We start from the raw sequence: 25,085 nt of genomic DNA, 5'->3' as shown, positions 1-25,085 counted from the left end.
TAATTAACTATGAATAAGACTTTCAGAATATATGCTGTGATCTTCATCGTTGTGATGGTTATTTTGGCATTGCTTGAAGTGAATAAAAAAGAAACTACAGACTGGCGTAAAAATTTTGATATCAATGAGAAGTCTCCATTTGGCCTTTTTGTATTTGATAACGAAGCAAAAGATCTTTTTAAAACTCATCTGAAGAAAATAGATCGGGCTCCTTACGAATATTATAACCAACATAAAAAAGAAGTTCATAACATTGTCATTATTGAAACTGATATTGATACAGAATCCTGGAAAAAGATTATGGATCAGGTATCAAAAGGTTCAGATGCTATGCTGGTGATAAGCAGTATGCCTAAGCAGATTTCAGACAGTATAGGATTTTATGATTCAGAAATTTCTTTTGAAGAAGAGAATGTACTAAAGCTTACAGATCAAAAATATAAAAATGACTTTATTCAATTAGATAAGTTTCCTTCAGGAAGAGGGTTCTCATTTATTAAGCCTGAAGTGGAAGTATTGGGAAAGACGGTGGAGAGTAAAAATACAGATCAGGCTAACTTTATCAAGGTGAAATTTGGGAAAGGAAACTTCTATGTTCACAGTGAACCACTTTTCCTTACCAATTATTATTTGTTGAAGCCTGGAAATGTGAAATATGCACAGGATGTTTTCTCTTATCTTCAAGATAGGGAAACCCTTTGGTTTGTTGATAATAACACTAAGACATCCCGTTTCTTCATGAGATTTGTATTGGGAAATCCAGCATTGAAATATGCATGGTGGGTATTTCTTGGGGGGCTCATCCTCTTTATTTTCTTCAATGCTAAAAGAAAACAGAGAATTGTACCCGTTACAGAACCATTGAGAAATACATCACTGGATTTTGTGAAAAGCATCGGAAATCTTTATCTTCAGGAAGGTGATTTTCATGACATGATGGCTAAAAAAGCCCAATATTTTCTAAATAAAGTCAGGCTGGATCTTCTGATTGATACACAAAATCTGGATGAAGAATTTGCTAAGAAACTACAGATGAAAACCGGAAAATCCATAGAAATGATTAATGAGGCTATTAACCTTATCAAAAGAGCACAGGATCCGTATGCAAGCGTTATGAAGGAAGATCTGACAAGAATCAATAAACTGCTTGACGAGATATTAAAATAAATAAGCATCCCAAGGGACGATTTAATAAAAGATAGAACGAAGTCCTATCAAACCCAAAGAAAAAAAAATATGGAAAATCTTGATAACCCAAACATAGAAAATCAATCTTCTATAAATCTTAATAAGAACGAAGATCAGTTTCAGTCAAGAATTGATATGATTGAGCTTCGTGCAAGCCTGGATAAGGTAAAAGCGGAAATAGGAAAAGTAATTGTAGGACAGGAGAAAATGATAGAACATCTTCTGGCAGCATTACTTTCAAACGGACATGTTCTTATTGAAGGTGTTCCGGGAGTAGCAAAAACGATTACCGCAAAATTATTAGCAAAGACCATTGATGTAGGTTTCAGCAGAATTCAGTTTACACCGGATCTTATGCCTTCTGATATCTTAGGAACCTCAGTTTTCAATGTGAAAAATTCTGAATTTGAATTTAAAAAAGGACCTATTTTCTCCAATTTTATATTAATTGATGAGATCAACAGATCACCGGCGAAAACTCAGGCTGCTTTATTTGAAGTAATGGAGGAAAGGCAAATTACAATGGATGGTACCCGTTATATGATGGAGGAACCATTCCTTGTAGTAGCTACGCAGAACCCGATAGAGCACGAAGGAACATATAGACTTCCTGAAGCCCAACTAGACCGTTTTCTATTCAAAATTACTGTGGGATATCCGAATCTTGAGCAGGAAATCGCCATCATTAAAAATCAACACGAAAGCAAAAAAGAAGATAAAACAGAAGGCGTAAACCATGTTATTACGGCAGAGCAACTGAAAAATTATCAACATTTGGTTAAGGAAATCATCGTGGAATCTCAATTGATGGAATATATTGCGAAGATTATTATCAACACCAGAGAAAATCAATTCCTGTATCTGGGAGCTTCACCTAGAGCTTCGTTAGCTCTTCTTACGGCTTCCAAAGCTTTTGCTGCATTAAGAGGAAGAGATTTTGTAACTCCTGAAGATATCAAAGAGGCAAGTTATGCCGTATTAAGACACAGAGTGATAGTTTCTCCGGAAAGAGAAATGGAAGGCCTTACTGCAGATGAAATTATCCGTCAAATCTTAGAAGGAATAGAAATCCCTAGATAGGTAATAGGTAAGGATCTCTTGTAAAACCTATAATCTGCTACCAGCCACCTAAACAATGAAAAACTTATATATCAATACACGTTTCTTCTTTACGCTCATTGGAGTGGGGATACTGTATGTTCTGACATTTTTCTTTCCGGTGTTGATGTGGGTAGCCCACATTGCACTTCTGATATGCTTTCTTGCCGTAATAGTGGATTATTTGCTGATTTTTAATCAGAAAAATGCCGTACAGGCACAAAGAATATTGCCGGAAAAATTGTCCAATGGTGATGAGAACTTTGTAAAGATTGATATTAAAAATAACTACAGTTTTAAAATCAATACTAAGATTATTGATGAGATCCCGTTTCAGTTTCAGAAAAGAGATTTTCTAATTGAAAAATCAATTAATGCTGACGCCAACACATTCTTTCAGTATAGTTTAGAACCCAAAGAAAGAGGGGAATATCATTTTGGAAGCCTTAATGTTTATGCTTCATCACCTTTAGGATTTGTTTCGAAAAGATTCAATTTTCAGAAGGATGCGATGTTACCTTCTTATCCGTCTTTTATCCATCTTAGAAAATATGAATTGATGGCTTTACAGAGTGAATTTCTGTTAGGCGGAATAAAAAAAGTAAGAAAGTTGGGGCATACTATGGAATTTGAACAGATCAAAGAGTATGTTCCGGGAGATGATATCAGAACGATCAACTGGAAAGCAACTTCTAAAGCCAATCGTCTGATGGTAAACCAATTTCAGGATGAGAAATCACAACGTATTTTCATGCTGATAGATAAAGGGAGAACCATGAAGATGCCTTTTAAAGGATTGAGCCTTTTAGATTATTCCATCAATGCAACGATGGCTTTATCTCATATTATTCTAAGAAAAGGAGATCGAGCAGGAATGATGACTTTCTCCAAAAAAGCTGAAAATAAAATTGCAGCAGAGAATAAGTCTGGACAGCTTAAGAAAATATCAGAATCACTTTATAATATTAAAACAGATTTCTTTGAAAGTGATTTCAACCGACTGTATCAGGATGTAAAATATTCGATCAACCAGAGAAGTCTTATTTTGTTATTTACCAATTTTGAAACGCTAGATGGATTAAACCGTCAGTTAAAATATCTTCGCGGAATTGCTAAGAACCACTTGTTGGTTGTGGTATTCTTCAAAAACTCAGAATTACAAACATTGATTCATAAGAATCCGGAAAGTATGCAGGAAATCTATGATGAAATTGTTGCTGAAAAATTCGAATTTGAAAAGAAACTGATTATTCAGGAGCTCCGTAAATATGGGATTTATACAGTATATACACTTCCTGAGAATTTGAATATTGACGTTATCAATAAATATTTGGAGATAAAAGCCAGAGGAATTTTATAATTTTGCAACAAGCAACAAGCAACAAGCAACAAGCAACAATGAAAATAACACTAAATAGAATCAACGACGACTTTTTATTTGAATGTACAAACAGTCAGGGAAATTCCATCCTTTTAGACAATACTTCCCAGCCAGGAGCTAAAGGAGTTTCTCCAATGGAAAGTGTCCTGATGGCAGTGGCTGGATGCAGCGGAATAGATGTAGTTTCAATTTTAAAAAAGCAACGTCAGGAAATTAAAAGTTTTCAGGCAGAAGTAGAAGGGGAGAGAGTTCAGGTAGACGATGCAAAACCTTTCAAATCAATTATGGTTAAATTCCTTTTAGAAGGTGAAATTGATTCTAAGAAAGCTTTAAAAGCTGCAGAATTATCTTTCGAAAAATATTGTTCTGTATCGAAAACTTTAGAACCGAACGTAGAAATCGGATACGAAGTATTCGTAAACGGAGAAAAAATTTAAAACTATAGTGAGGCCTTTAAGCCTCATTTTTTATTTGACACAAATGCACGAATAAAATAGTTTATAAGCATTCTAAGAACTATGTACCTATATGGTTTAAAAATTCTTACCACATAGACTTTATGCAAAAAAATATATATGCAAAAAGAAAACCGGATGTTTCATCCGGTTTTTTTATTACTCATTACCTATTATTCATTGCCCATTAAAAGGTAAGTCTTGGTTTTATCAATTTCGCCACAGTAGCCGTCCATCCTGTTTGATGGGAAGCTCCTACGCCTCGGCCATTGTCTCCATGGAAATATTCAAAAAAGGTGATGTAGTCTCTAAAGTGTTCATCGTAATTGAATTTCGGATTTCCTCCATTGAAGGCTCGTTGTCCATGTTCATCCTTTAGGAAGATAGAACATAGTCTCTTACTGATATTCTGTGCCACTTCATCCAGGTTTTTCTTTTCACCGCTTCCTGTTGGGAATTCTACTTTTAAGCTATTTCCATAATAATAGTGGAAACGTTGTAAGCTTTCTACAATAAGAAAATTAATAGGGAACCAGATCGGACCACGCCAGTTACTGTTTCCGCCAAACATTCTGCTATCACTTTCTGCAGGCGTATAATATACTACATTTTCATGGCCGTGAACAGAGAATACAAATGGATTTTCCTCATATACTTTAGACATAGCCCGGATTCCGTAAGCGCTTAGAAATTCCTTTTCATCAAGCATTCTTGATAATACTTTAGTCAGTCTGTTTTTACGAAGGATGCTCATCAGATGTTTTCTGCCCTGGCCTTCTTCATCCCAATGAGAAACAAGTTTGGTGAGTTCCGGTTTGTTTTTTAAGATCCATTCCATTCTGGTTTTGAAATTCGGCATCTTTTCCAGAAGGCGGTGATCTACAATTTCTACGGCAAATAATGGAATTAATCCAACAATACTTCTCAATCGTAAAGAAACACTGTTTCCATTTCCAAGCTGAAGAACATCATAGAAAAATCCGTCTTCCTCATTCCATAGCCCTTTGGTTCCTTCACCAAGATTTTCCATAGCTTCTGCGATATAAAGGTAATGCTCAAAGAATTTGATGGCCATATCTTCATATACCTGATAATATTGGGCAAGTTCCATGGCAATTCGCATCATGTTCAGCGCATACATCGCCATCCAGCTTGTTCCGTCTGCTTGTTCCAGATGTTGTCCATCCTCTAAAACCATATTTCGGTCAAAGGCTCCGATATTATCCAGTCCAAGAAAACCGCCACCAAAAATATTTTTTCCGTTTTTATCCTTTCTGTTCACCCACCAAGTGAAATTCAGAAGAAGTTTTTGGAAGACTTTTTCAAGGAATAATAAATCGGGTTTTCCATTGTTTTTTTCATCAATTTTAAAAACCCTGAAGCATGACCATGCGTGTACGGGTGGATTTACATCGCTCATATTCCATTCATAGGCAGGCAGTTGTCCGTTAGGATGCATGTACCATTCTTTGGTAAGGAGTAATAGCTGTCCTTTGGCAAATTCAGCATCAATGATGGATAAAGGAACACAGTGAAATGCCAAATCCCAGGTTGCATACCATGGATATTCCCATTTATCGGGCATCGAAATAATATCTTTATTGTGAAGATGGTTCCATTCCGTATTTCTTACATACTGATTAAAGTTTCTGGGTGCCTCAAAGTTAGGATCCCCTTTGAGCCATTTTCCAACATTATAGTGATAAAACTGTTTATTCCAAAGAAGTCCTGCAAAAGCTTGTCTTTGAACATTCCTTTCGTCTTCATTGGTGGTATCATTCTGAATTTCATGGTAAAATTCTTCCGCTTCAGATTGTCTGATCTCAAAGATTTTATCAAAGTTTTCAAAAGGCTCATCGCTTTCCTCAGGACATAGTCTGAATTCAAAGACCTGAGATTGCCCGGCTCCAATGAGTTCATCAATTAAAAAAGAAGCTTTGCTTCCTCTTTTTTCAGGGTTTACGGTGTTACTATGATGGACGATAAAATCATTGATGCCATCTTTAAAATAAGTGTTTTCTGTCTGTGGTGCTCCATACAACTTTGGAGTGTTGGTTTCATTTTCGCAGAATACACTTTGAGCATTTCCATTTCTTGAATAAAACTTTTTGATGGAAATACTGTCGTGTCCAATAGTAATACTTCCGTCATCGGAGGCATTCATGTCTCCTTTATAGGTATTATAACCCCATTTCCAATTATTTCTGAACCAAGCTGTTGGTGCTACCACTATCGGGGCATCCTGTTGGCTTCGGTTGCATATTGTTACCCTTACCAGAATATCGTTGTGATCTGCTTTACAATATTCAATGAAAATATCAAAATAGGCATCATTATCAAAAATTCCTGTATCAAAGATCTCATATTCCGGTTCCTGTTTGCTGCGTCTTCCGTTGACTGTAACGAGTTCATCATAAGGGAATTCATTGATCGGATATTTGTAAACCATTTTCATATAACTATGAGTAGGGGTATTATCCAGATAATAGAAAATTTCCTTGATGTCTTCTCCGTGGTTTCCCTGAGGATTGCTCAGACCAAAGAAACGTTCCTTAACGATTTTATCTTTTTTATTCCAGAACGAAAGCGCAAAGCAGAACAGTTGTTTTACGTCAGAAATTCCTGCAATACCTTCTTCACCCCAACGGTAGGCATAGCTTTCCGCATTATTATGATTGGTATGGTTCCAGGCATTTCCGTCCGGGCTATAATCTTCCCTTACATTTCCCCATTGCCGGTTGCTTACATAAGGTCCCCAGTTTTTCCATTTGGTATCTTGTAATCTTTCTTTTTCGGCGATCATATATCATCATTTTTCTATACGAAGGTAGTTTTTTTGAAAAATAATTCCAATTCATTTTATCTGAAGAATAATTAATATGCCCTTGAGAGACTTCTATTTAAGGGCTTTTTAAAATATTAAATTATTTTTTTTTTGATTTTAAAAGAAAAGAACTACCTTTGCACCATTCGTTCATTCAAATATTGAAAATGTTATCAAGAAAGGTTGAGGGATTAGACCCTATGAAACCTTAGCAACCCTTTGCGCAAGCAAAGAAGGTGCTACGTTCTACCAAAATTATTTTGGACAGATAACTTACTGAAGTTCTTTTCAGCCATTTCCTGTGGCATTTTCAATTGTATTAAAATATATAATAGAATTGAAAACAGAACTAAACTATATTAATCTTTCGTATCAAATCCATTCCCAAAAGGAATACAATATCTCGTTGAGCTATGAGCTTTTCGGGAAAGATCTGTTTACAGCCCCAATCATTTTAATTAATCATGCCCTTACCGGAAATTCAAATGTATCCGGAGAAAAAGGCTGGTGGAAACAATTGGTAGGCGAAAATCAGATCGTTGATACTAATAAGTACACTGTTCTGTGTTTCAATATCCCCGGAAACGGATACGATCATTTTTTAATTGAAGACTATGAAGACTTCACGCCTTCAGACATAGCCAATATTTTTCTGAAAGGATTAGAAGCTCTACATATCAAAAATTTATATACCATTATTGGAGGCTCCCTGGGAGGAGGAATTGCATGGGAAATGTTAGCAAAACAACCAAAGCTGGCAGAAATTTTTATTCCCATTGCCTGTGATTACAGAACACATGATTGGCTTCATGCACAATGTCTGGTTCAGAAATTTTTATTGAATGATAAAGAAGAACCATTACAAAAAGCAAGAATCCATGCGATGTTGTGCTATAGAACTCCGGAATCACTTAACGACAGATTTCAAAACAAATACAATCAGGAAAGGCAACGCTTAGAATCAGAAGACTGGCTGGTTTATCATGGTAACGCGCTAAACGAAAGGTTTAGTTTACAAGCATACAAGCTGATGAATCATTTACTGATGAATATCAATGCTGATGAAACTACTCTGGAGAATATACAAGCACGAATGCACATGATCTCCGTAGATACAGATTTATTCTTCCCGGCTTCTGAAATCCGAATGTGTTTTGAGAAACTGAAAAAGAAAAAGGAGAATATCTCTTATCACGAGATCCAATCTATACATGGGCATGACGCCTTCCTAATGGAATATCAACAATTAAATAATATCATAAAAAACATTTTATAAGTAATGAAAAATGCTAAAGAAATAAAATTTTTGAAGAACAGATCAATTGTCAAATTTGAAGGGGAAGATTTCTTAGGGGAAATCGGAATTGACGGACGAATTTTTAAAGCGCTTACTTTAGCGCGCATCAGTGTGGGAGTAATCTCCCAGCAAGCTATAGAAAACGGAATTTCTATTTTAGTTCACGAAAATGATGCTGAAAAAGCAGTGGCTTGTCTTATTGATGAATTTGAAACAGAAAGAAAATCAGGAAAAGTATCTCAAATATACAGTATCAACAATGTTTCTGTTATAGGTTTTGTAGCAGAAGATTCTAACAAAATTTTTGCAGAACTCGCAAGAAACAACGTTTTCCCATTGCTGTTAAATCAGGTTGCCGGTGAAAACAGAGTAAATATCGTGGTGACTTCTTCACAGGACGAAAAAACCAGGAATATTATAGAATCTGAGATTTTCAAAAAGCCGAAGACCGTTCATCTGGCCATTATTGGCCATGGAAATGTAGGGAAAACATTAATCGAACAGGTTCTTGAGTCTTCAGAAGAGATCAAAAGACGTAAAAAAGTAGATCTGAAAGTTGTTGCAGTAGCCAATTCAAAGAAAATTGCATTCAATAAAAAAGGGTTTGACAATAATTGGTCTGATGAGGTTTTAACGGCAGAGCATTCTTCGGACGTTCAGGAATTAATCAATTTTTCCAATGAAAATCAATTGGAGAACCTCATTGTTGTAGACAACACAGCAAGTAAAGACTTTGTAAAAAACTATCATGCATTAGCAGAAAACGGATTTGATCTGGTATCTTCCAATAAAATTTTCAACACCCTTCCGATTGAAGAATACAGAAAACTAAGATATACGTTGAGTAAAAACAATAGACGTTATCTGTATGAAACAAATGTAGGAGCTGGTCTTCCGTTAATTGATACCATCAAATTATTACACCTTTCAGGAGAGAATATCACAAGAATCAAAGGAGTTTTCTCAGGAACATTGAGCTATGTTTTCAACAATTTCTCTTTGAGAGATGATAAGTTTTCCACAATTATCAACGAAGCTTTAGAAAAAGGATATACAGAACCGGATCCAAGAGAAGACCTGTCAGGAAATGACGTGGCAAGAAAGCTATTGATTTTGGCTAGAGAACTAGACTTAATCAATGAATTTGAAGATATCAACATTCAAAATCTGGTTCCGGAAAGCTTACTTGAAGTTTCAAAATCAGAATTTCTTACAAGATTAGATGAGCTTGATGAAGAATATCAGAAGATTAAAGAAAATCAGGAACCAGGTCATGTGTTGAGATATGTGGGAGATTTACATGGCGATTTACAGAAAGACAAAGGTGAGCTGGATGTGAAACTGATTTCTGTTCCTGCAACATCAGCATTAGGGCAATTGAAAGGATCAGATTCCATCTTTGAGATCTATACAGAAAGTTATGGTGAAAATCCAATTGTGATTATGGGAGCCGGAGCCGGAGCACAGGTAACTGCCAGAGGAGTATTCGGTGATATTTTAAGACTAAGTGAAACAAAATAAATTAATGTAGCAATCTAACAATGTAGCAGTTTACCAATGGCTGTCATTGTCATTCTGAGCAAAGCGAAGAATCTCATTGTTACACTGTTAGATTGATACATTGGTAAATCAATTAAAACTATATGGAAAATTTCGAAACATCAGCAATAAGAACCCAGACGGAGAGATCTCAGTTTGACGAGCATTCCACACCATTATATCTTACTTCCAGCTTTATTTTTCAGGATGCTGAAGATATGAGAGCAAGCTTTGCTGAAGAAAAGCCTAAGAATCTGTACAGCCGTTTCTCCAATCCGAATGTATCTGAATTTACAGAGAAGATTGCAAAAATGGAAGGAGCAGAAGCAGGATATGCCTTTGCAACCGGAATGGCAGCAATCTATTCTACATTTGCAGCTTTATTAAGTGCAGGAGACCACATTGTAAGTTGTCAGTCCGTTTTCGGATCTACTCACACTTTATTCACAAAGTATTTTCCGAAATGGAATATTGAAACCACTTATTTCAAAGCAGAAGATGCACAGAATGTAGAACAATATATAAAACCAAATACAAAGATATTATATCTTGAAACCCCTACCAATCCTGCAATTGAAATCCTGGATCTGGAGTTTTTCGGACAAATCGCGAAAAAACATAATCTGATTTTTATTGTAGATAACTGTTTTGCAACTCCTTATCTTCAACAGCCTATTAAATATGGTGCGGATGTTGTTGTACATTCTGCAACGAAGTTGATCGACGGGCAGGGAAGAGTTTTGGGAGGAATCGCAGTAGGAAAAGAAGACCTGATCAGAGAAATTTATCTTTTCGCAAGAAATACAGGACCTGCGTTGTCTCCTTTTAATGCATGGATATTATCAAAAAGCCTTGAAACATTAGCGATCAGAGTTGAAAAGCATTGTGAAAACGCATTAAAGGTCGCTGAGTTTTTAGAAAGTCATCCTAATGTAGAACTCGTAAAATATCCATTCCTGAAATCCCATCCAAACTATGAAGTAGCTAAAAAGCAGATGAAGCTAGGGGGGAATATCGTTGCTTTTGAAATAAAAGGAGGAATTGAAGGCGGAAGAAACTTCCTGGATAAGATCCAGATGTGTTCACTTTCTGCGAACTTAGGGGATACAAGAACGATCGTAACCCATCCGGCATCTACAACCCACTCTAAATTGTCAGATGAAGAAAGAAACGAAGTAGGAATTACAGCAGGATTAGTTCGTTGTTCAGTAGGTTTAGAAAACGTAGACGATATCATCGCAGACTTAAAACAAGCCTTAGACTAATCATAAAGAGCCCCAAAAGGGCGATTTAACCAAAGATAGAACGAAGTCCTATCGACCCCAAACCATATCAGTCTCACTCAACAACTATAAAAGACATGACAAATATAGAATCACTAAACAAAGCCCTCAAAGAACGAATACTCGTCCTGGACGGAGCCATGGGAACCATGCTTCAGCGCTACAAATTTGAAGAAGAAGACTATCGCGGTGAACGATTCAAAGACTGGGAACATCCGGTAAAAGGAAATAATGACCTGCTTTCCCTTACACAGCCACAGGCGATTGAAGAAGTACACAAGAAATATCTGGAAGCAGGAGCTGATATCATTGAAACCAATACATTCTCCGGAACTACCATTGCAATGGCTGATTACCACATGGAAGAGCTGGTGTATGACCTGAATTATGAGTCTGCAAAAATTGCCAGAAAAGCCTGTGATGAATACACAGCCAAAACTCCGGATAAACCTAGATTTGTAGCAGGGTCAATAGGTCCAACCAACAGAACGGCAAGCCTAAGCCCTGATGTGAATGATCCGGGATACAGAGCCATTACTTTTGAAGAACTGAGAGTCGCTTACAAACAGCAATGCGAAGCTTTATTAGACGGAGGTTCAGATATTCTATTGGTAGAAACCATATTTGATACCTTAAATGCTAAGGCTGCCTTATTTGCTATCGATGAACTTCAGGAAGAAAGAGGAATAAAAATTCCAATTATGGTTTCCGGAACCATTACCGATGCTTCAGGAAGAACTTTGAGCGGACAGACCGCTGAAGCCTTTTTAATTTCAGTTTCTCATTTGAATCTATTAAGTGTAGGCTTTAACTGTGCTCTAGGAGCAGATCAGCTGACTCCTTATCTGGAAACATTGGCTCATAATTCAGAATTCTATGTTTCAGCTTACCCCAATGCCGGATTACCGAATGCCTTTGGAAAATATGATGAAACACCAGAAGATATGGCGAGACAGATCAAAGAATATGCAGAAAAAGGATTGATTAATATTATTGGAGGTTGCTGCGGTACCACTCCGGAACATATCAAGGCGATTGCGGAGCTTGTAGAAAAATATGAACCAAGGAAATTGAAGGAATTTGTGTAATTAGATAGATTTTTTTAATTAAAATCAAGAATGTAGGCTGGAATATAAATATTAACTTTAAGTAAACCACAAAAATTAATATAATGGAAAAGCCGAGTTACTTAAAAGATTCAGATGATGCCAAGTTGTTTAATGAATTGAGAAAGAAAGTAAACCAACGGATAGAAGCTATTCCTGAAAACAGAGATATCTATATTCAGATCAAAGCGATACTTCTGCCACTGATCTATGTTGGTTTATATTTTATTGCTCTTTTGAATGCAGAAAAACATTGGGTCTATATCCTGAGTTTTATTTTAATGGGAATTTCTCTGGTTTTAATTTATTTAAATCTGATCCATGAAGCAGCTCATAACAATATTTTTAAAAGTAAAAAGCTGAATGGAGTAGTGTTGCACATTTTTGATTTCATAGGAGCTAATTCCTATATCTGGAAGAAGAGACACATCGCAAGTCACCATGCTTATCCGAATGTGGATGGTTGGGATACCGATATTGAGCAGAGTGGTTTGCTTTTAATAGTGCCTTGGATTAAGGCCAAAGGAGTTCAGAAGTATCAGCATAGGTTTTTCTTTTTAGTATATCCGTTGTATTTGTTCAATTGGATGTTCATAAGAGACTTCAGAGACTTTTTTGATAAGGAAAGAGTGATTTTGAAAACGCAGGGAAGAATACCTGTGGTGGAGAAAGTGAAAATGGTGAGTTATAAGCTATTTTACTTTTTTTATCAGATTGCGATTCCTGTTATGTTCTTTAAAGTATCAATTGGTTTGGCTTTAGGAGCTTGGTTTTTACAGGTAATTGCGGCAAGTATTTTTGCCCTGTTTGTTCTATTGCCTTTGCACCCTCTTCCTGATAATGCCTTTCCAAGATTGAATAAGGACAATGGGCTTCCATTTAGCTGGCTTCATCATCAGTTTGAAGTGACCAATGATTTAAAAGAAAATAACTGGTGGGTAAGAAATGTATTGGGAAATTTTAATTTTCATGTGGCTCACCACCTTTTTCCCAATTACAGCTACATGTATTATAATGAGATCACAGAAGAGATAGAAGAATTTGCTAAAGAACATGGCTTGGCATACAAAAGATTTCCGTTGCTCACTGCTTTAGGCAAGCATAGGGATTTATTAAGGCAGAATGCAAATAATGCCTACTATATTTTAGAAGAATAAAATGAAATATTTAAGATTATCAGGCCTCGAGCCTCTTATCATAACGCCGGAAAGTAATTTCATCAATGTGGGTGAAAGGACCAATGTTGCCGGTTCCAAAAAGTTTTTAAGACTAATCAAAGAGGAGAAATTCTCTGAAGCATTAGACATTGCCCGCCATCAGGTAGAAGGAGGTGCCCAGATTCTGGATGTTAACTTTGATGACGGTTTGATCGATGGGAAAGCTTCGATGATTAAATTTTTGAATCTAATCGCCTCAGAACCGGATATTGCAAGAATCCCCATCATGGTAGACTCTTCCAAATGGGAAATTCTGGAAGCAGGACTTCAGGTGGCTCAGGGGAAATGTGTAGTAAACTCTATCAGCTTAAAAGAAGGCGAAGAAGAATTTATCAAACACGCCAAAGCAATTAAAAGATACGGAGCCGCAGTAATTGTAATGGCATTTGATGAGGTAGGACAGGCTGACAATCTTGAACGAAGAATAGAAATTTCAAAACGATCTTATGATATCCTGGTCAACCAAATCGGATTCCCGGCTGAAGATATCATTTTCGACTTAAATATCTTTCCGGTAGCAACGGGAATGGATGAGCATAGAAAAAATGCTATTGATTTTATCGAAGCTACACGCTGGGTAAGACAAAATCTTCCTTATGCATCTGTGAGTGGGGGAGTGAGCAATGTATCCTTTTCATTCCGTGGAAATGATACCGTAAGAGAAGCCATGCACTCCGTATTCCTTTACCATGCCATTCAAGCTGGAATGAATATCGGTATTGTAAATCCTGCCATGTTGGAAGTTTACGATGAGATTAATAAGGAATTGCTGGAACTTGTAGAAGACGTAATCCTGGATAGAAGAGAAGACGCTACAGAAAGACTTCTTGATTATTCCGAAAAACATAAATCAGTCAAAAAAGAAAAGACTGAAGATCTGGAATGGAGAAATAACCCATTACAGGAAAGAATTACTTATGCTTTGGTAAAAGGGATTGACCGTTTTATTGAAGAAGATGTAGAAGAAGCCAGACAATCGGCTGAAAGACCGCTTCACGTTATTGAAGTAAATCTAATGACCGGGATGGGAGTTGTAGGAGATTTATTCGGAAGCGGAAAAATGTTCCTGCCACAGGTAGTGAAATCTGCCAGAGTAATGAAAAAAGCCGTTGCTTATTTACAACCTTTCATTGAGGCCGAAAAAGACGGATCAAGACCAGCGAACGGAAAAATTCTGATGGCAACTGTAAAAGGAGACGTTCACGATATTGGAAAGAATATTGTAAGCGTAGTTTTAGGGTGTAACAACTATGAAATCGTTGACCTTGGCGTAATGGTTCCGGCTGAAAAGATTATCCAAACTGCCATCGCAGAAAAAGTAGACGTAATCGGATTAAGCGGACTAATTACACCGAGTTTGGATGAAATGGTGTACATCGCTTCAGAATTAGAAAGACAGAACTTAGATTTTCCTTTATTGATAGGTGGTGCAACTACTTCAAAGGCACACACCGCAGTGAAAATCGATTTGAAATATAAAAATGCAGTAGTTCACGTTAATGATGCTTCAAGGGCTGTAAACGTGGTAAGCTCATTATTGGGAGACAGAAATAAAGAATACGTTTCTGATTTGAAGAATGACTACTCAGATTTCAGAGAAAAATTCCTGAACAGACAAGTTGATAAAGATTATGTTTCCATTGAAGAAGCCAGAGAAAGTAAGTTTAAAATAGACTGGAAAAACGAAGAAATCTTCACTCCGAATAATTTAGGCATCACTGTAATTGAAAACCAGGACCTGAGAGAATTATTACCTTTCATTGACTGGTCTCCATTCTTCAGAAGCTGGGATCTTCACGGGAAATACCCGAATATCTTAGAAGATGAGGTAGTAGGAGTACAGGCGAAAGAACTGTTTAAAGATGCACAGGTTATTCTCAATAGAATTCTGGATGAAAAACTATTAACAGCAAAAGCCATCTTTGGAATCTTTAAAGCCAATTCCAACGAATCCGATGATATTCTGATTTTTGATGAGAATAATAATGAACAGGCTAAATTTTTAACCCTAAGACAGCAGGCTCAAAGATCAAAAGGAAAAGATTATCTGGCATTAAGTGACTTCATTGCTCCACAAAGCTCAGGGAAGACAGATTACATGGGAGCATTTTGTGTAACCACAGGTTTCGGAACTGATGAACTGGCAGAAGAATATGAAAAAGCCAACGATGATTACAATGCTATCATGGTAAAAGCCCTGGCGGATCGTTTTGCAGAAGCTTACGCCGAATTTTTACATAAAAAAGTAAGAACAGAATACTGGGGTTATGCCGTTCAGGAAGAATTAAGTAATGAAGAACTGATCGCAGAAAGATATAAAGGAATTCGTCCGGCACCGGGATATCCGGCTTGCCCAGACCACTTGGAAAAAAGTACTATTTGGGATCTTTTAAAAGTAAAAGAAAATATAGGAGTATACCTTACAGAAAGCTTAGCGATGTTCCCAACAGCAGCCGTTTCAGGATATTATTTCGGAAGCCCGCATGCCAAGTATTTTGGATTAGGAAAAATTACAGAAGACCAGCTTAAGGACTATGCAGACAGAAGAAGTTGTAGCATTCAGGAAGCGCAAAAATGGTTGTCACCAAATTTAGCAGATTAAAATTGATATGAAGATAACAGAGCACATTAAAAATGCAAATGGAAAAACTTTATTCTCCTTAGAAGTTGTTCCGCCACAAAAGGGAATTGGTATTGAAGACCTATACACGAATATAGATCCTTTGATGGAGTTCAAACCACCATTCATTGATGTTACTACTTCAAGAGAAGAATATATTTATTTGGATAAAGGAAATGGATTGATGGAGCGCCGTATCACAAGGATGCGTCCGGGAACATTGGGGATTTGTGCAGCTATTCAGCATAAATATAATGTAGATACTGTTCCACACCTATTATGTGGAGGCTTTACCAAAGAAGAAACCGAATATCTTTTAGTAGACTGTATGTATTTGGGTATCGATAATGTAATGGCATTGAGAGGAGATGCTATGAAAGGGCATCAGTATTTTGAACCTACTCAGGGAGGGCATGCCAGTGCGATGGATCTTGTGAACCAGATTAATGATCTGGGAAGAGGAAAATACCTTCACAACGAAGAACAGGTTTGTGATGAACTTAATAAATTCTGCATTGGAGTAGCAGGTTACCCTGAAAAACACATGGAAGCACCTTCTATGAATTACGACCTGAAGTGGCTGAAACAAAAAGTAGATGCCGGAGCAGATTATATCGTGACTCAAATGTTTTTTGACAATAAAAAGTATATTGAATTCGTTCAGAAAGCAAGAGAAATGGGAATTACCGTTCCAATTATTCCGGGAATTAAACCGATTGCCACGAAGAAACACCTGAAAATCTTGCCTCAGGTATTCAAAATAGATCTTCCGGAAGAGCTTATCAATGAAGTGGAGAATGCAAAAAATAATGAAGCGGTTAAGCAGATCGGAATAGAATGGTCCATTGCCCAGTGCAAAGAACTTCTGGATTTCGGAGTTCCTGTTTTACACTTTTACTCAATGGGGAAAAGTGATAACATTAAAAAAGTAGCCGGTGAGCTATTCTAATAAAAGTACCAAAAATGAAAGTAGCCTTGTCTTAAAAGACAGGGCTTTTTATTTTAATCAGAATCAGTATAAGAAAAAATTGCAAAAGCCGCAGGCTATACATTCGCTTAGAAAGAATCAATGAAGTTGATTCCACCTTCGCTCCCTTTAAAATATAACAGTAGCAAACTAAAACTTTGCGTCAAATACTTAGCAGCTTACAAGAAAATTAAACTAAACCTTTAGTCAATCATCACACTTCGATATCTTCCCTATCTTAAAGAACAGTATGCCTTTCAAACTCCTTATTCCGATCAAATAAATAACGATAAGTAGCTAGTTTCCTAGTCACCGTGGTATCAAGAGTTTCTGCAATCTTAATCATCTTTGGGTTAAAATCACCAATCCACTGAAGCTCAGTAATCGTAAAATCCGTATGCTTTCTCAAATGTTGGGTACCTTCCCAGATCATATACCCATCAATTCCTTTCCTTTGCCATTCAGGAACCACGCCGAACACCAGACCAACCATTTTTTCATTCTTCTTAAATCGCTTTAAAAACAAAAACTTAAGCTTCTCAAAAACGCCAAACTTTCCGTTGAGGTATTTAAACCACTGGTTGAGGTCCGGAAGATTGATCCACATGGCAATAGGCTTGTCATTTTCATACACAAACCATGAGATATGTTCATTCATAATAGGTTTCATCGTATTGAACATTTTCAAAACCTTACCTTCTTCCAATTGCTTTCCTTCTCCGTGAGCTGCCCATGCCTTATTATAAACCTCTGTAAAGTCCTTTGCAAACTTTGGCAGGTTATTCTTTTTCATAGGCTGAGCAGAAATAGCCGGATTTCTCCTGTTTTTCTCATGAGCAATCGTAAAAACACGTGAAACTTCTGCAAATACAGGCCTGGTGAAACAAAGCTGTTCAAAGTAAATCTGAAATCCATAATTTTCAAAAAGCTCTTTGTAATAAGGAAAATTATAATTCATCCCATACAAAGGCTCTATAAAACCTTCAATCAAAAGTCCCCAGAATTTATCACGCTCTCCGAAATTAATCGGTCCATCCATAGCTTCCATACCTTTTCCCTGAAGCCAGTTTTTACAATGTTCAAAAATGAAATTAGCCGTTTCCTGATCGTTAATACAATCAAAAAAACCAATTCCTCCTGTAAGTTGCTTCTGCTCATAACAGCTGTTGATAAAAACAGCTACCTTTCCAACCGTCTTATTATCCTTTTTAAATAAAAATCTTTTGCATTCTCCATTTTTGAAAAACTTGTTCTTTCCAGGATCAAAGATCTCCTCAATATGTTGATCTAAAGGGCGTATATAATTTTTGTCGTGTTGATAAAGTTGTGCGGGAAATTCCAGAAATTCCCTTTTGTGGTTTTTGTTTTGTACTTCTTCGACAATAATCATATAGTTTTAATCAGAGTAGGTTATAAAAGATAATGATTTTCATCCCATTTAAAATAGATGAAACAATATTATCCGTATTTTTGCTGCAAATTAAATAAAAATGGTTGATTTTACTGATAACGACGATGATATTTTCACAGGAAAAGAACATACGCCTATAAGGGAAGATGCTTTTGATAAATCGCCACAGGAAAAAATAGAGAAAATTACTGAGCTTTTTGGAGAAATCATGGAAACATTAGGACTGGATATGACTGATGATTCCCTGAAGGACTCTCCAAAGCGTGTTGCTAAAATGTATGTGAACGAAATTTTCGGAGGACTTCTTCCAGAAAACAAGCCTGGAATCTCTACATTTTCCAATAAATATAAATACCGTCAGATGTTGGTGGAAAAAGATATCACAGTATATTCTTTTTGTGAACACCACTTCTTACCTATTATAGGAAGAGCACACGTTGCTTATATCTCCAATGGAGAAGTAATCGGTCTTTCAAAAATTAACAGAATTGTGGATTACTATGCAAAAAGACCACAAGTTCAGGAAAGGCTGACAATGCAGATTGTAGACGCTCTGAAAGAAGCTTTAGGAACAAAAGATGTCGCTTGTATTATAGATGCAAAACATCTTTGTGTAAACTGTAGAGGAATTAAAGACACAGCAAGTTCTACCATCACGGCAGAATTAAGTGGAATTTTCAGAACAAATCCTATCACAAGGCAGGAATTCTTACATTATGTAGGAAGTCACGCAAAATTAGATTATTAATGAACTACCAAATCCTTAAAAATATTATAGATACAGAACTTCAGAGATTCCAGACAATTTCTGAAGAAGAATGGATTGATAAGAAATCACCTGAAAAATGGTCCAAAAAAGAAATTATTGGCCATCTTTGTGACAGTGCTTTTACAAATATCCGTAGATTTGTAGTCACTCAATATAAAGAGAACGAGAATATCGTATACGATCAGAATGTCTGGGTAAAAGCTCAGAACTATCAGAATGTTCCAACGGCCGAATTAATCAACCTTTGGAAAGGTTTGAACTATCAGGTCGTTCACATCGTAGAAAATATTCCTGATGAAGCATTACAAAGAACTTGTGATACCACCAAAACAGAACCTCAGGTTTTTACCCTGGAGTTTATCATTAAGGATTACATAGAACACTTGCAGCATCATTTAGAAGCGATTTAATTATGATAAAATTTAAAAAAGTTTCACATAAAATTTTTATCACAACAATTATTTGTTGTGACAGATCTTTATTTTAACTAATTTTTGAATCTTAAAACTATTGAATCTTTTAATAAAAAATAAATGCAATTAAAAATATATAACTCGCTTACAGCAGAAAAAGAAATATTCAAACCCATCTTAGAAGGAAACGTAGGAATGTATGTCTGCGGACCTACAGTATACAGCAACGTACACTTGGGAAATGTAAGAACTTTCCTTTCCTTTGATTTTATCTACCGTTCCCTAACCCATTTAGGATATAAAGTAAGGTATGTAAGAAACATTACCGATGCCGGACACCTTACCGATGATGGAAACGTTGATAACGACAGATTCGTAAAACAAACCAGATTAGAAAAGCTGGAACCTATGGAAATCGTACAAAAGTACACCGTTGATTTTCATAAAGTATTGGATATGTTCAACCTGCTTCCTCCAAATATTGAGCCTACAGCTACAGGACATATTGTAGAACAGATCGAGCTTACTCAAAAGTTAATAGATACAGGCTTTGCTTACGAAAGCAATGGCTCCGTATACTTCGATGTATTGGAATACAATAAAAGAGGCCTGAACTATGGTGAACTTTCAAAACGTAATATAGAGGAACTTTTTGCCAATACCCGTGATCTTGACGGACAAGGCGAAAAGAAGAATCCACAGGATTTTGCCCTTTGGAAAAAAGCATCTCCCGCTCATATTATGAGATGGAACTCTCCTTGGGGAGAAGGTTTTCCGGGGTGGCACCTTGAATGTACAGCAATGAGTACTAAATATTTAGGTGAAACTTTTGATATCCATGGAGGAGGAATGGATTTGAAATTTCCACACCATGAATGTGAAATTGCTCAGGGAAAAGCTTGCAACGGAGCAGCACCGGTACATTACTGGATGCATGCCAATATGTTGACGATGAATTCACAGCGTATGAGTAAATCTACTGGAAATTATATCCTTCCGATGCAGTTGGTAACAGGAGATAATGATTTCTTTGAAAAGCCTTTCCATCCGTCAATTGTACGTTTCTGCTTCCTGCAGGCACATTACAGAAGTGTTTTGGATATTTCCAATGACGCAATGATTGCCAGCGAAAAAGGATTTATCAGATTGATGGAAGCTGTGAAAGTATTGAATTCCATTACTCCTGACGATACAAAACAATCAGCGTTCAGCCTTACAGAATGGAAGAACAAATGTTATGATGCATTAACAGATGATTTCAACTCTCCCGTTCTAATCGCTCACTTATTTGAAGCAGTAAAATATATTTTTGCTTTAAATGATGGGAAAGAAACGATCTCAACAGCAGATCTCGAAGAATTAAAGTCAACATTGAATGCCTTTATCTTTGACGTGTTAGGATTACAGACTGTAGAAGAAAACAATAATGAAAAATTGGATCAAACCCTAAAAGTTTTAATTGAACTGAGAAATCAGGCAAGAAAATCCAAGAACTTCGAACTTTCAGACCAGATCAGAGATAAACTGCTTGCTGAAGGTATAGAATTAAAAGACGGAAGAGACGGAACATCGTATGTTCTGAACTAAAAATATAAACTTCAGTTTTACAATCATTCCGTAAGAGTCCATATTCAGGATTCTTACGGAATTTTTTTATCTATCTTTGAAAATACACACACGTGGCTAAAAATTTCAATCTTTCATTCTTCCACATATAATATACATCTCTTTTCTATTCCATTTCTAAAATTCTCCAATCTTCTGCACTTAAGCAATCAAGCTTTTCCGGAGCTATTTCCCGCTATCCACTCTTACTCCTCACGCCTTTACCCTCCAAGGCTCAAACCCTCCACCTCTCCAAACCCTGTTGCGGGGTAACCGTTACTATCGGGGCTAGGGTAGTGGACATATATTATAAATAATGAGTAATAAGTAATAGAGGATAGGTTTTATTACATAGGTAAGCATTCATATCATTAATAATTAGAATGAGTTTTTATAAAAACCCGTCTTCTTATATATAAGTATACATCAACATCTCCTGAAGTCTTTGTCATTGGTGACGTGTAATTTTCTATTCCGGTAAGAACTCCCACAAAAGCTACCTATTCCTTTAAGAAGATCGAGTGACTCTTTCAATTAAATAAAAAGCTACTCATATAATACAACCAGCACTATCATCTGTGAAAATCCGTGTCCTCTGTGGGAAATAAAAAAACACTGCGTTTTTCTATAAAATAATCTTACAGAATAACCATCATATCCTCCTGTCTCTTTATTTATCTATTTTCTCTGCACAATTTTTGTCATCCTGTAAGGATCTCAACACCGCATTATTAAAATAAACCTCTATCTATAATTTCCAACGTACAGAAATCCATCAATAGGAGTGGGCTTTAGCCCACTCAAATAAAATAAACGCCCAGCCATTGGCTTTAGCCCAAACCTATTTCAAAATAATTCTGAAAACTTACCCCATGTATTATATATCATGTATACCTTCCATTACTCATTACTCATTACCCATTACCCATTACTCATTACTCATCATTATATAGATGATATATCATATAAAAACACCCCCATTTCTTCCCAACTTTCATCCCCTTGGACCCTTTCCCTCCAATCCCCAAACAAATGTTTAAAATTTTTCTCTCATAGTACCAGTGCTTTAAGGGTAAAACATTACCTGAGTATGAATTTTATGTTAAATAAACTTGCGGGTAATGGATGAAGTTTCTATCTTTGCCCCACTGAAAAACGAAAGGGATTCAGTAAGCGCAGAAGAGCTTTTAGATAAGCATAAACATTATACTCTACGAAAGAGACAGACGAAAAAAAAACTTTTAATTTTTAGGATTTAAAAGTTGCGAGTTAAAATAAAGTTTGTATCTTTGCAGTCCCAATTAAGGGAGCGCAGGAGTAGAGAGATTGAGGGTTAGGAAAGAGATTAAGGTTACTTAAAAAAAACTTTAAAATTTTCTTTCAAAACATTTGGTCGAATCAAAATAAAGTTTTACTTTTGCACTCGCAAATACGGAGCGACACTGACAGTAAAGATTGCTTCGTTGAAAAGCGGAAGATATAAAGATCATTGACATACAATATAACAACCAAGTAAGGAAAAACTAAAGCGTTAAAAAACTTTGAGTGAGTCAGACAAACATACAATGGAGAGTTTGATCCTGGCTCAGGATGAACGCTAGCGGGAGGCCTAACACATGCAAGCTGAGCGGTAGAGATCTTTCGGGATCTTGAGAGCGGCGTACGGGTGCGGAACACGTGTGCAACCTGCCTTTATCAGGGGGATAGCCTTTCGAAAGGAAGATTAATACCCCATAATATAAGAAACGGCATCGTTTTTTATTGAAAACTCCGGTGGATAGAGATGGGCACGCGCAAGATTAGATAGTTGGTAAGGTAACGGCTCACCAAGTCTGCGATCTTTAGGGGGCCTGAGAGGGTGATCCCCCACACTGGTACTGAGACACGGACCAGACTCCTACGGGAGGCAGCAGTGAGGAATATTGGACAATGGGTTAGCGCCTGATCCAGCCATCCCGCGTGAAGGACGACGGCCCTATGGGTTGTAAACTTCTTTTGTATAGGGATAAACCTACTCTCGTGAGGGTAGCTGAAGGTACTATACGAATAAGCACCGGCTAACTCCGTGCCAGCAGCCGCGGTAATACGGAGGGTGCAAGCGTTATCCGGATTTATTGGGTTTAAAGGGTCCGTAGGCGGATCTGTAAGTCAGTGGTGAAATCTCACAGCTTAACTGTGAAACTGCCATTGATACTGCAGGTCTTGAGTGTTATTGAAGTAGCTGGAATAAGTAGTGTAGCGGTGAAATGCATAGATATTACTTAGAACACCAATTGCGAAGGCAGGTTACTAAGCAACAACTGACGCTGATGGACGAAAGCGTGGGGAGCGAACAGGATTAGATACCCTGGTAGTCCACGCCGTAAACGATGCTAACTCGTTTTTGGTTTTTCGGAATCAGAGACTAAGCGAAAGTGATAAGTTAGCCACCTGGGGAGTACGTTCGCAAGAATGAAACTCAAAGGAATTGACGGGGGCCCGCACAAGCGGTGGATTATGTGGTTTAATTCGATGATACGCGAGGAACCTTACCAAGGCTTAAATGGGAAATGACAGGTTTAGAAATAGACTTTTCTTCGGACATTTTTCAAGGTGCTGCATGGTTGTCGTCAGCTCGTGCCGTGAGGTGTTAGGTTAAGTCCTGCAACGAGCGCAACCCCTGTCACTAGTTGCCATCATTAAGTTGGGGACTCTAGTGAGACTGCCTACGCAAGTAGAGAGGAAGGTGGGGATGACGTCAAATCATCACGGCCCTTACGCCTTGGGCCACACACGTAATACAATGGCCGGTACAGAGGGCAGCTACACAGCGATGTGATGCAAATCTCGAAAGCCGGTCTCAGTTCGGATTGGAGTCTGCAACTCGACTCTATGAAGCTGGAATCGCTAGTAATCGCGCATCAGCCATGGCGCGGTGAATACGTTCCCGGGCCTTGTACACACCGCCCGTCAAGCCATGGAAGTCTGGGGTACCTGAAGTCGGTGACCGTAATAGGAGCTGCCTAGGGTAAAACAGGTAACTAGGGCTAAGTCGTAACAAGGTAGCCGTACCGGAAGGTGCGGCTGGAACATCTCATTTTAGAGCGTCGTTAGACGATAAAAAAAATAGTATCGCAAGATACAGAACTTACTTAAAGTTCAAGCTTTAGTTTTTTGTTTGGTTGATTATATTAAAAATACAAAACCCACTAGAAATTAGTAAAGGGATAGAGAGATTTTAGATTATAAATTATAGATTTTAGATTTAAAGAATCATTTAAAATTTTCAATTTAAAATTTAAAATTAATAATGAAGTCTCGTAGCTCAGCTGGTTAGAGCGCTACACTGATAATGTAGAGGTCGGCAGTTCGAGCCTGCCCGAGACTACTAATTATAAGACGGGAAGATATAAGACATCAGATGTCAGACAATAAAGTCTGTAATCTGAGATCTAAAATCTGAAGTCTACTAGAGGGGGAATTAGCTCAGCTGGCTAGAGCGCCTGCCTTGCACGCAGGAGGTCAAGGGTTCGACTCCCTTATTCTCCACATCGATGGTTTAATTTTAAAAAAGCAAATAGAGCCAAAAACAATATTTGCGAATTAGATCAGAAATAGATAAAGATCATTGACATTAACGGTAAAGACATCACAAAGAGATAACCGAGCACTTTCGAGTGCCGAGTTTATAAAAATATCGATAGACGAGAGTTTATCAAAAAATACTGAACTAATTTAATATTAGGAAAGAAATCGTTAAGGGCGTATGGCGGATGCCTAGGCTTTCAGAGGCGACGAAGGACGTGGTAAGCTGCGAAAAGCTGCGGGGATTGGCACACACGAATTGATCCGCAGATGTCCGAATGGGGCAACCCGGCTGGTTGAAGACCAGTCACCTCGTAAGAGGAGCAAACCCGGAGAACTGAAACATCT

At 37.2% G+C, this 25,085-nt stretch carries 16 protein-coding genes, 2 tRNA genes, 2 rRNA genes and 1 riboswitch (1 of these 21 running past the window's edge); of the genes, 18 read left to right on the top strand and 2 right to left on the bottom strand.

Annotation, left to right across the window (positions count from 1 at the left end; genetic code table 11):
- The first annotated feature begins 9 nt into the window (after window positions 1–9).
- From EG344_RS08770 to EG344_RS08755, 4 genes are all read left to right on the top strand, one after another.
- Complete coding sequence (locus EG344_RS08770; RefSeq protein WP_123909123.1) at window positions 10–1,167, top strand: hypothetical protein; 1,158 nt, start codon at window positions 10–12, stop codon at window positions 1,165–1,167.
- Between the two features lie 69 nt (window positions 1,168–1,236).
- Window positions 1,237–2,268 (top strand): AAA family ATPase, encoded by a 1,032-nt coding sequence (locus EG344_RS08765; RefSeq protein ID WP_123909122.1) that lies wholly within the window; start codon window positions 1,237–1,239, stop codon window positions 2,266–2,268.
- A gap of 55 nt (window positions 2,269–2,323) precedes the next feature.
- On the top strand, window positions 2,324–3,646 hold the full coding sequence (locus EG344_RS08760; RefSeq protein WP_123858863.1) for a DUF58 domain-containing protein: 1,323 nt from the start codon (window positions 2,324–2,326) through the stop codon (window positions 3,644–3,646).
- A gap of 38 nt (window positions 3,647–3,684) precedes the next feature.
- A complete protein-coding gene (locus EG344_RS08755) occupies window positions 3,685–4,104 on the top strand; it encodes an OsmC family protein (protein WP_123909121.1) in 420 nt (139 codons plus the stop codon).
- Window positions 4,105–4,309: 205 nt separating this feature from the next.
- Here the strand turns inward: EG344_RS08755 and EG344_RS08750 are convergent, their stop codons facing one another.
- Complete coding sequence (locus tag EG344_RS08750; protein WP_123909120.1) at window positions 4,310–6,925, bottom strand: MGH1-like glycoside hydrolase domain-containing protein; 2,616 nt, start codon at window positions 6,923–6,925, stop codon at window positions 4,310–4,312.
- 188 nt (window positions 6,926–7,113) lie between these two features.
- A riboswitch (SAM riboswitch) is annotated at window positions 7,114–7,221 on the top strand.
- A gap of 62 nt (window positions 7,222–7,283) precedes the next feature.
- On the opposite strand from EG344_RS08750, the gene EG344_RS24270 reads away from it, so the two are divergent.
- The 7 genes from EG344_RS24270 (at window position 7,284) to metF (ending at window position 16,957) form a co-directional block, all read left to right on the top strand.
- Window positions 7,284–8,222, top strand: a complete 939-nt coding sequence (locus tag EG344_RS24270; protein WP_228412892.1) for an alpha/beta fold hydrolase — start codon at window positions 7,284–7,286, stop codon at window positions 8,220–8,222.
- Between the two features lie 3 nt (window positions 8,223–8,225).
- On the top strand, window positions 8,226–9,764 hold the full coding sequence (locus tag EG344_RS24265; RefSeq protein ID WP_228412891.1) for an ACT domain-containing protein: 1,539 nt from the start codon (window positions 8,226–8,228) through the stop codon (window positions 9,762–9,764).
- 122 nt (window positions 9,765–9,886) lie between these two features.
- Window positions 9,887–11,047 carry an O-succinylhomoserine sulfhydrylase gene (locus EG344_RS08740; RefSeq protein ID WP_123909119.1) on the top strand — a complete coding sequence of 387 codons (1,161 nt, stop codon included), beginning with the start codon at window positions 9,887–9,889 and terminating at the stop codon, window positions 11,045–11,047.
- Window positions 11,048–11,142: 95 nt separating this feature from the next.
- Window positions 11,143–12,153: a homocysteine S-methyltransferase family protein gene (locus tag EG344_RS08735; RefSeq protein ID WP_068940187.1), complete on the top strand. Its 1,011-nt coding sequence runs from the start codon at window positions 11,143–11,145 to the stop codon at window positions 12,151–12,153.
- An 83-nt stretch (window positions 12,154–12,236) separates the two neighbouring features.
- Complete coding sequence (locus EG344_RS08730) at window positions 12,237–13,328, top strand: fatty acid desaturase family protein (RefSeq protein ID WP_123909118.1); 1,092 nt, start codon at window positions 12,237–12,239, stop codon at window positions 13,326–13,328.
- 1 nt (window position 13,329) lies between these two features.
- Window positions 13,330–15,990: a methionine synthase gene (gene metH / locus EG344_RS08725; RefSeq protein WP_123909117.1), complete on the top strand. Its 2,661-nt coding sequence runs from the start codon at window positions 13,330–13,332 to the stop codon at window positions 15,988–15,990.
- Between the two features lie 7 nt (window positions 15,991–15,997).
- On the top strand, window positions 15,998–16,957 hold the full coding sequence (metF, locus tag EG344_RS08720; RefSeq protein ID WP_110008601.1) for a methylenetetrahydrofolate reductase [NAD(P)H]: 960 nt from the start codon (window positions 15,998–16,000) through the stop codon (window positions 16,955–16,957).
- Between the two features lie 256 nt (window positions 16,958–17,213).
- On the opposite strand, the gene EG344_RS08715 is transcribed toward metF, so the two are convergent.
- A complete protein-coding gene (locus tag EG344_RS08715; protein ID WP_123909116.1) occupies window positions 17,214–18,365 on the bottom strand; it encodes a hypothetical protein in 1,152 nt (383 codons plus the stop codon).
- A gap of 100 nt (window positions 18,366–18,465) precedes the next feature.
- Between EG344_RS08715 and folE the strand changes: the two genes are divergently transcribed.
- The 7 genes from folE to EG344_RS08680 form a co-directional block, all read left to right on the top strand.
- The gene (folE, locus tag EG344_RS08710) at window positions 18,466–19,134 is read left to right on the top strand and encodes a GTP cyclohydrolase I FolE (protein WP_123909115.1); all 669 of its coding nucleotides are present in this window, start codon (window positions 18,466–18,468) and stop codon (window positions 19,132–19,134) included.
- Window positions 19,134–19,565: a DinB family protein gene (locus tag EG344_RS08705; RefSeq protein WP_123909114.1), complete on the top strand. Its 432-nt coding sequence runs from the start codon at window positions 19,134–19,136 to the stop codon at window positions 19,563–19,565. The genes folE and EG344_RS08705 overlap by 1 nt, the downstream gene beginning before the upstream one ends.
- Window positions 19,566–19,688: 123 nt before the next feature.
- Window positions 19,689–21,155, top strand: coding sequence for a cysteine--tRNA ligase (cysS, locus tag EG344_RS08700; protein ID WP_123909113.1), 1,467 nt, complete (start codon window positions 19,689–19,691; stop codon window positions 21,153–21,155).
- A 1,580-nt stretch (window positions 21,156–22,735) separates the two neighbouring features.
- Window positions 22,736–24,252: ribosomal RNA gene (locus EG344_RS08695) — 16S ribosomal RNA — on the top strand.
- A gap of 214 nt (window positions 24,253–24,466) precedes the next feature.
- Window positions 24,467–24,540, top strand: a tRNA-Ile gene (locus EG344_RS08690).
- An 87-nt stretch (window positions 24,541–24,627) separates the two neighbouring features.
- A tRNA-Ala gene (locus tag EG344_RS08685) sits at window positions 24,628–24,701 on the top strand.
- A gap of 197 nt (window positions 24,702–24,898) precedes the next feature.
- Window positions 24,899–25,085, top strand: a 23S ribosomal RNA gene (locus tag EG344_RS08680) (it continues 2,572 nt past the right edge of the window).
- Together the 16S and 23S rRNA genes with 2 tRNA genes alongside form the textbook arrangement of a ribosomal RNA operon.

Origin of the sequence: Chryseobacterium sp. G0162 (genome assembly GCF_003815715.1) — a bacterium.
Taxonomy (GTDB): domain Bacteria; phylum Bacteroidota; class Bacteroidia; order Flavobacteriales; family Weeksellaceae; genus Chryseobacterium.
The sequence above is the reverse complement of the archived record's forward strand: the minus strand, read 5'-3'. Positions and strand labels throughout refer to the sequence as shown.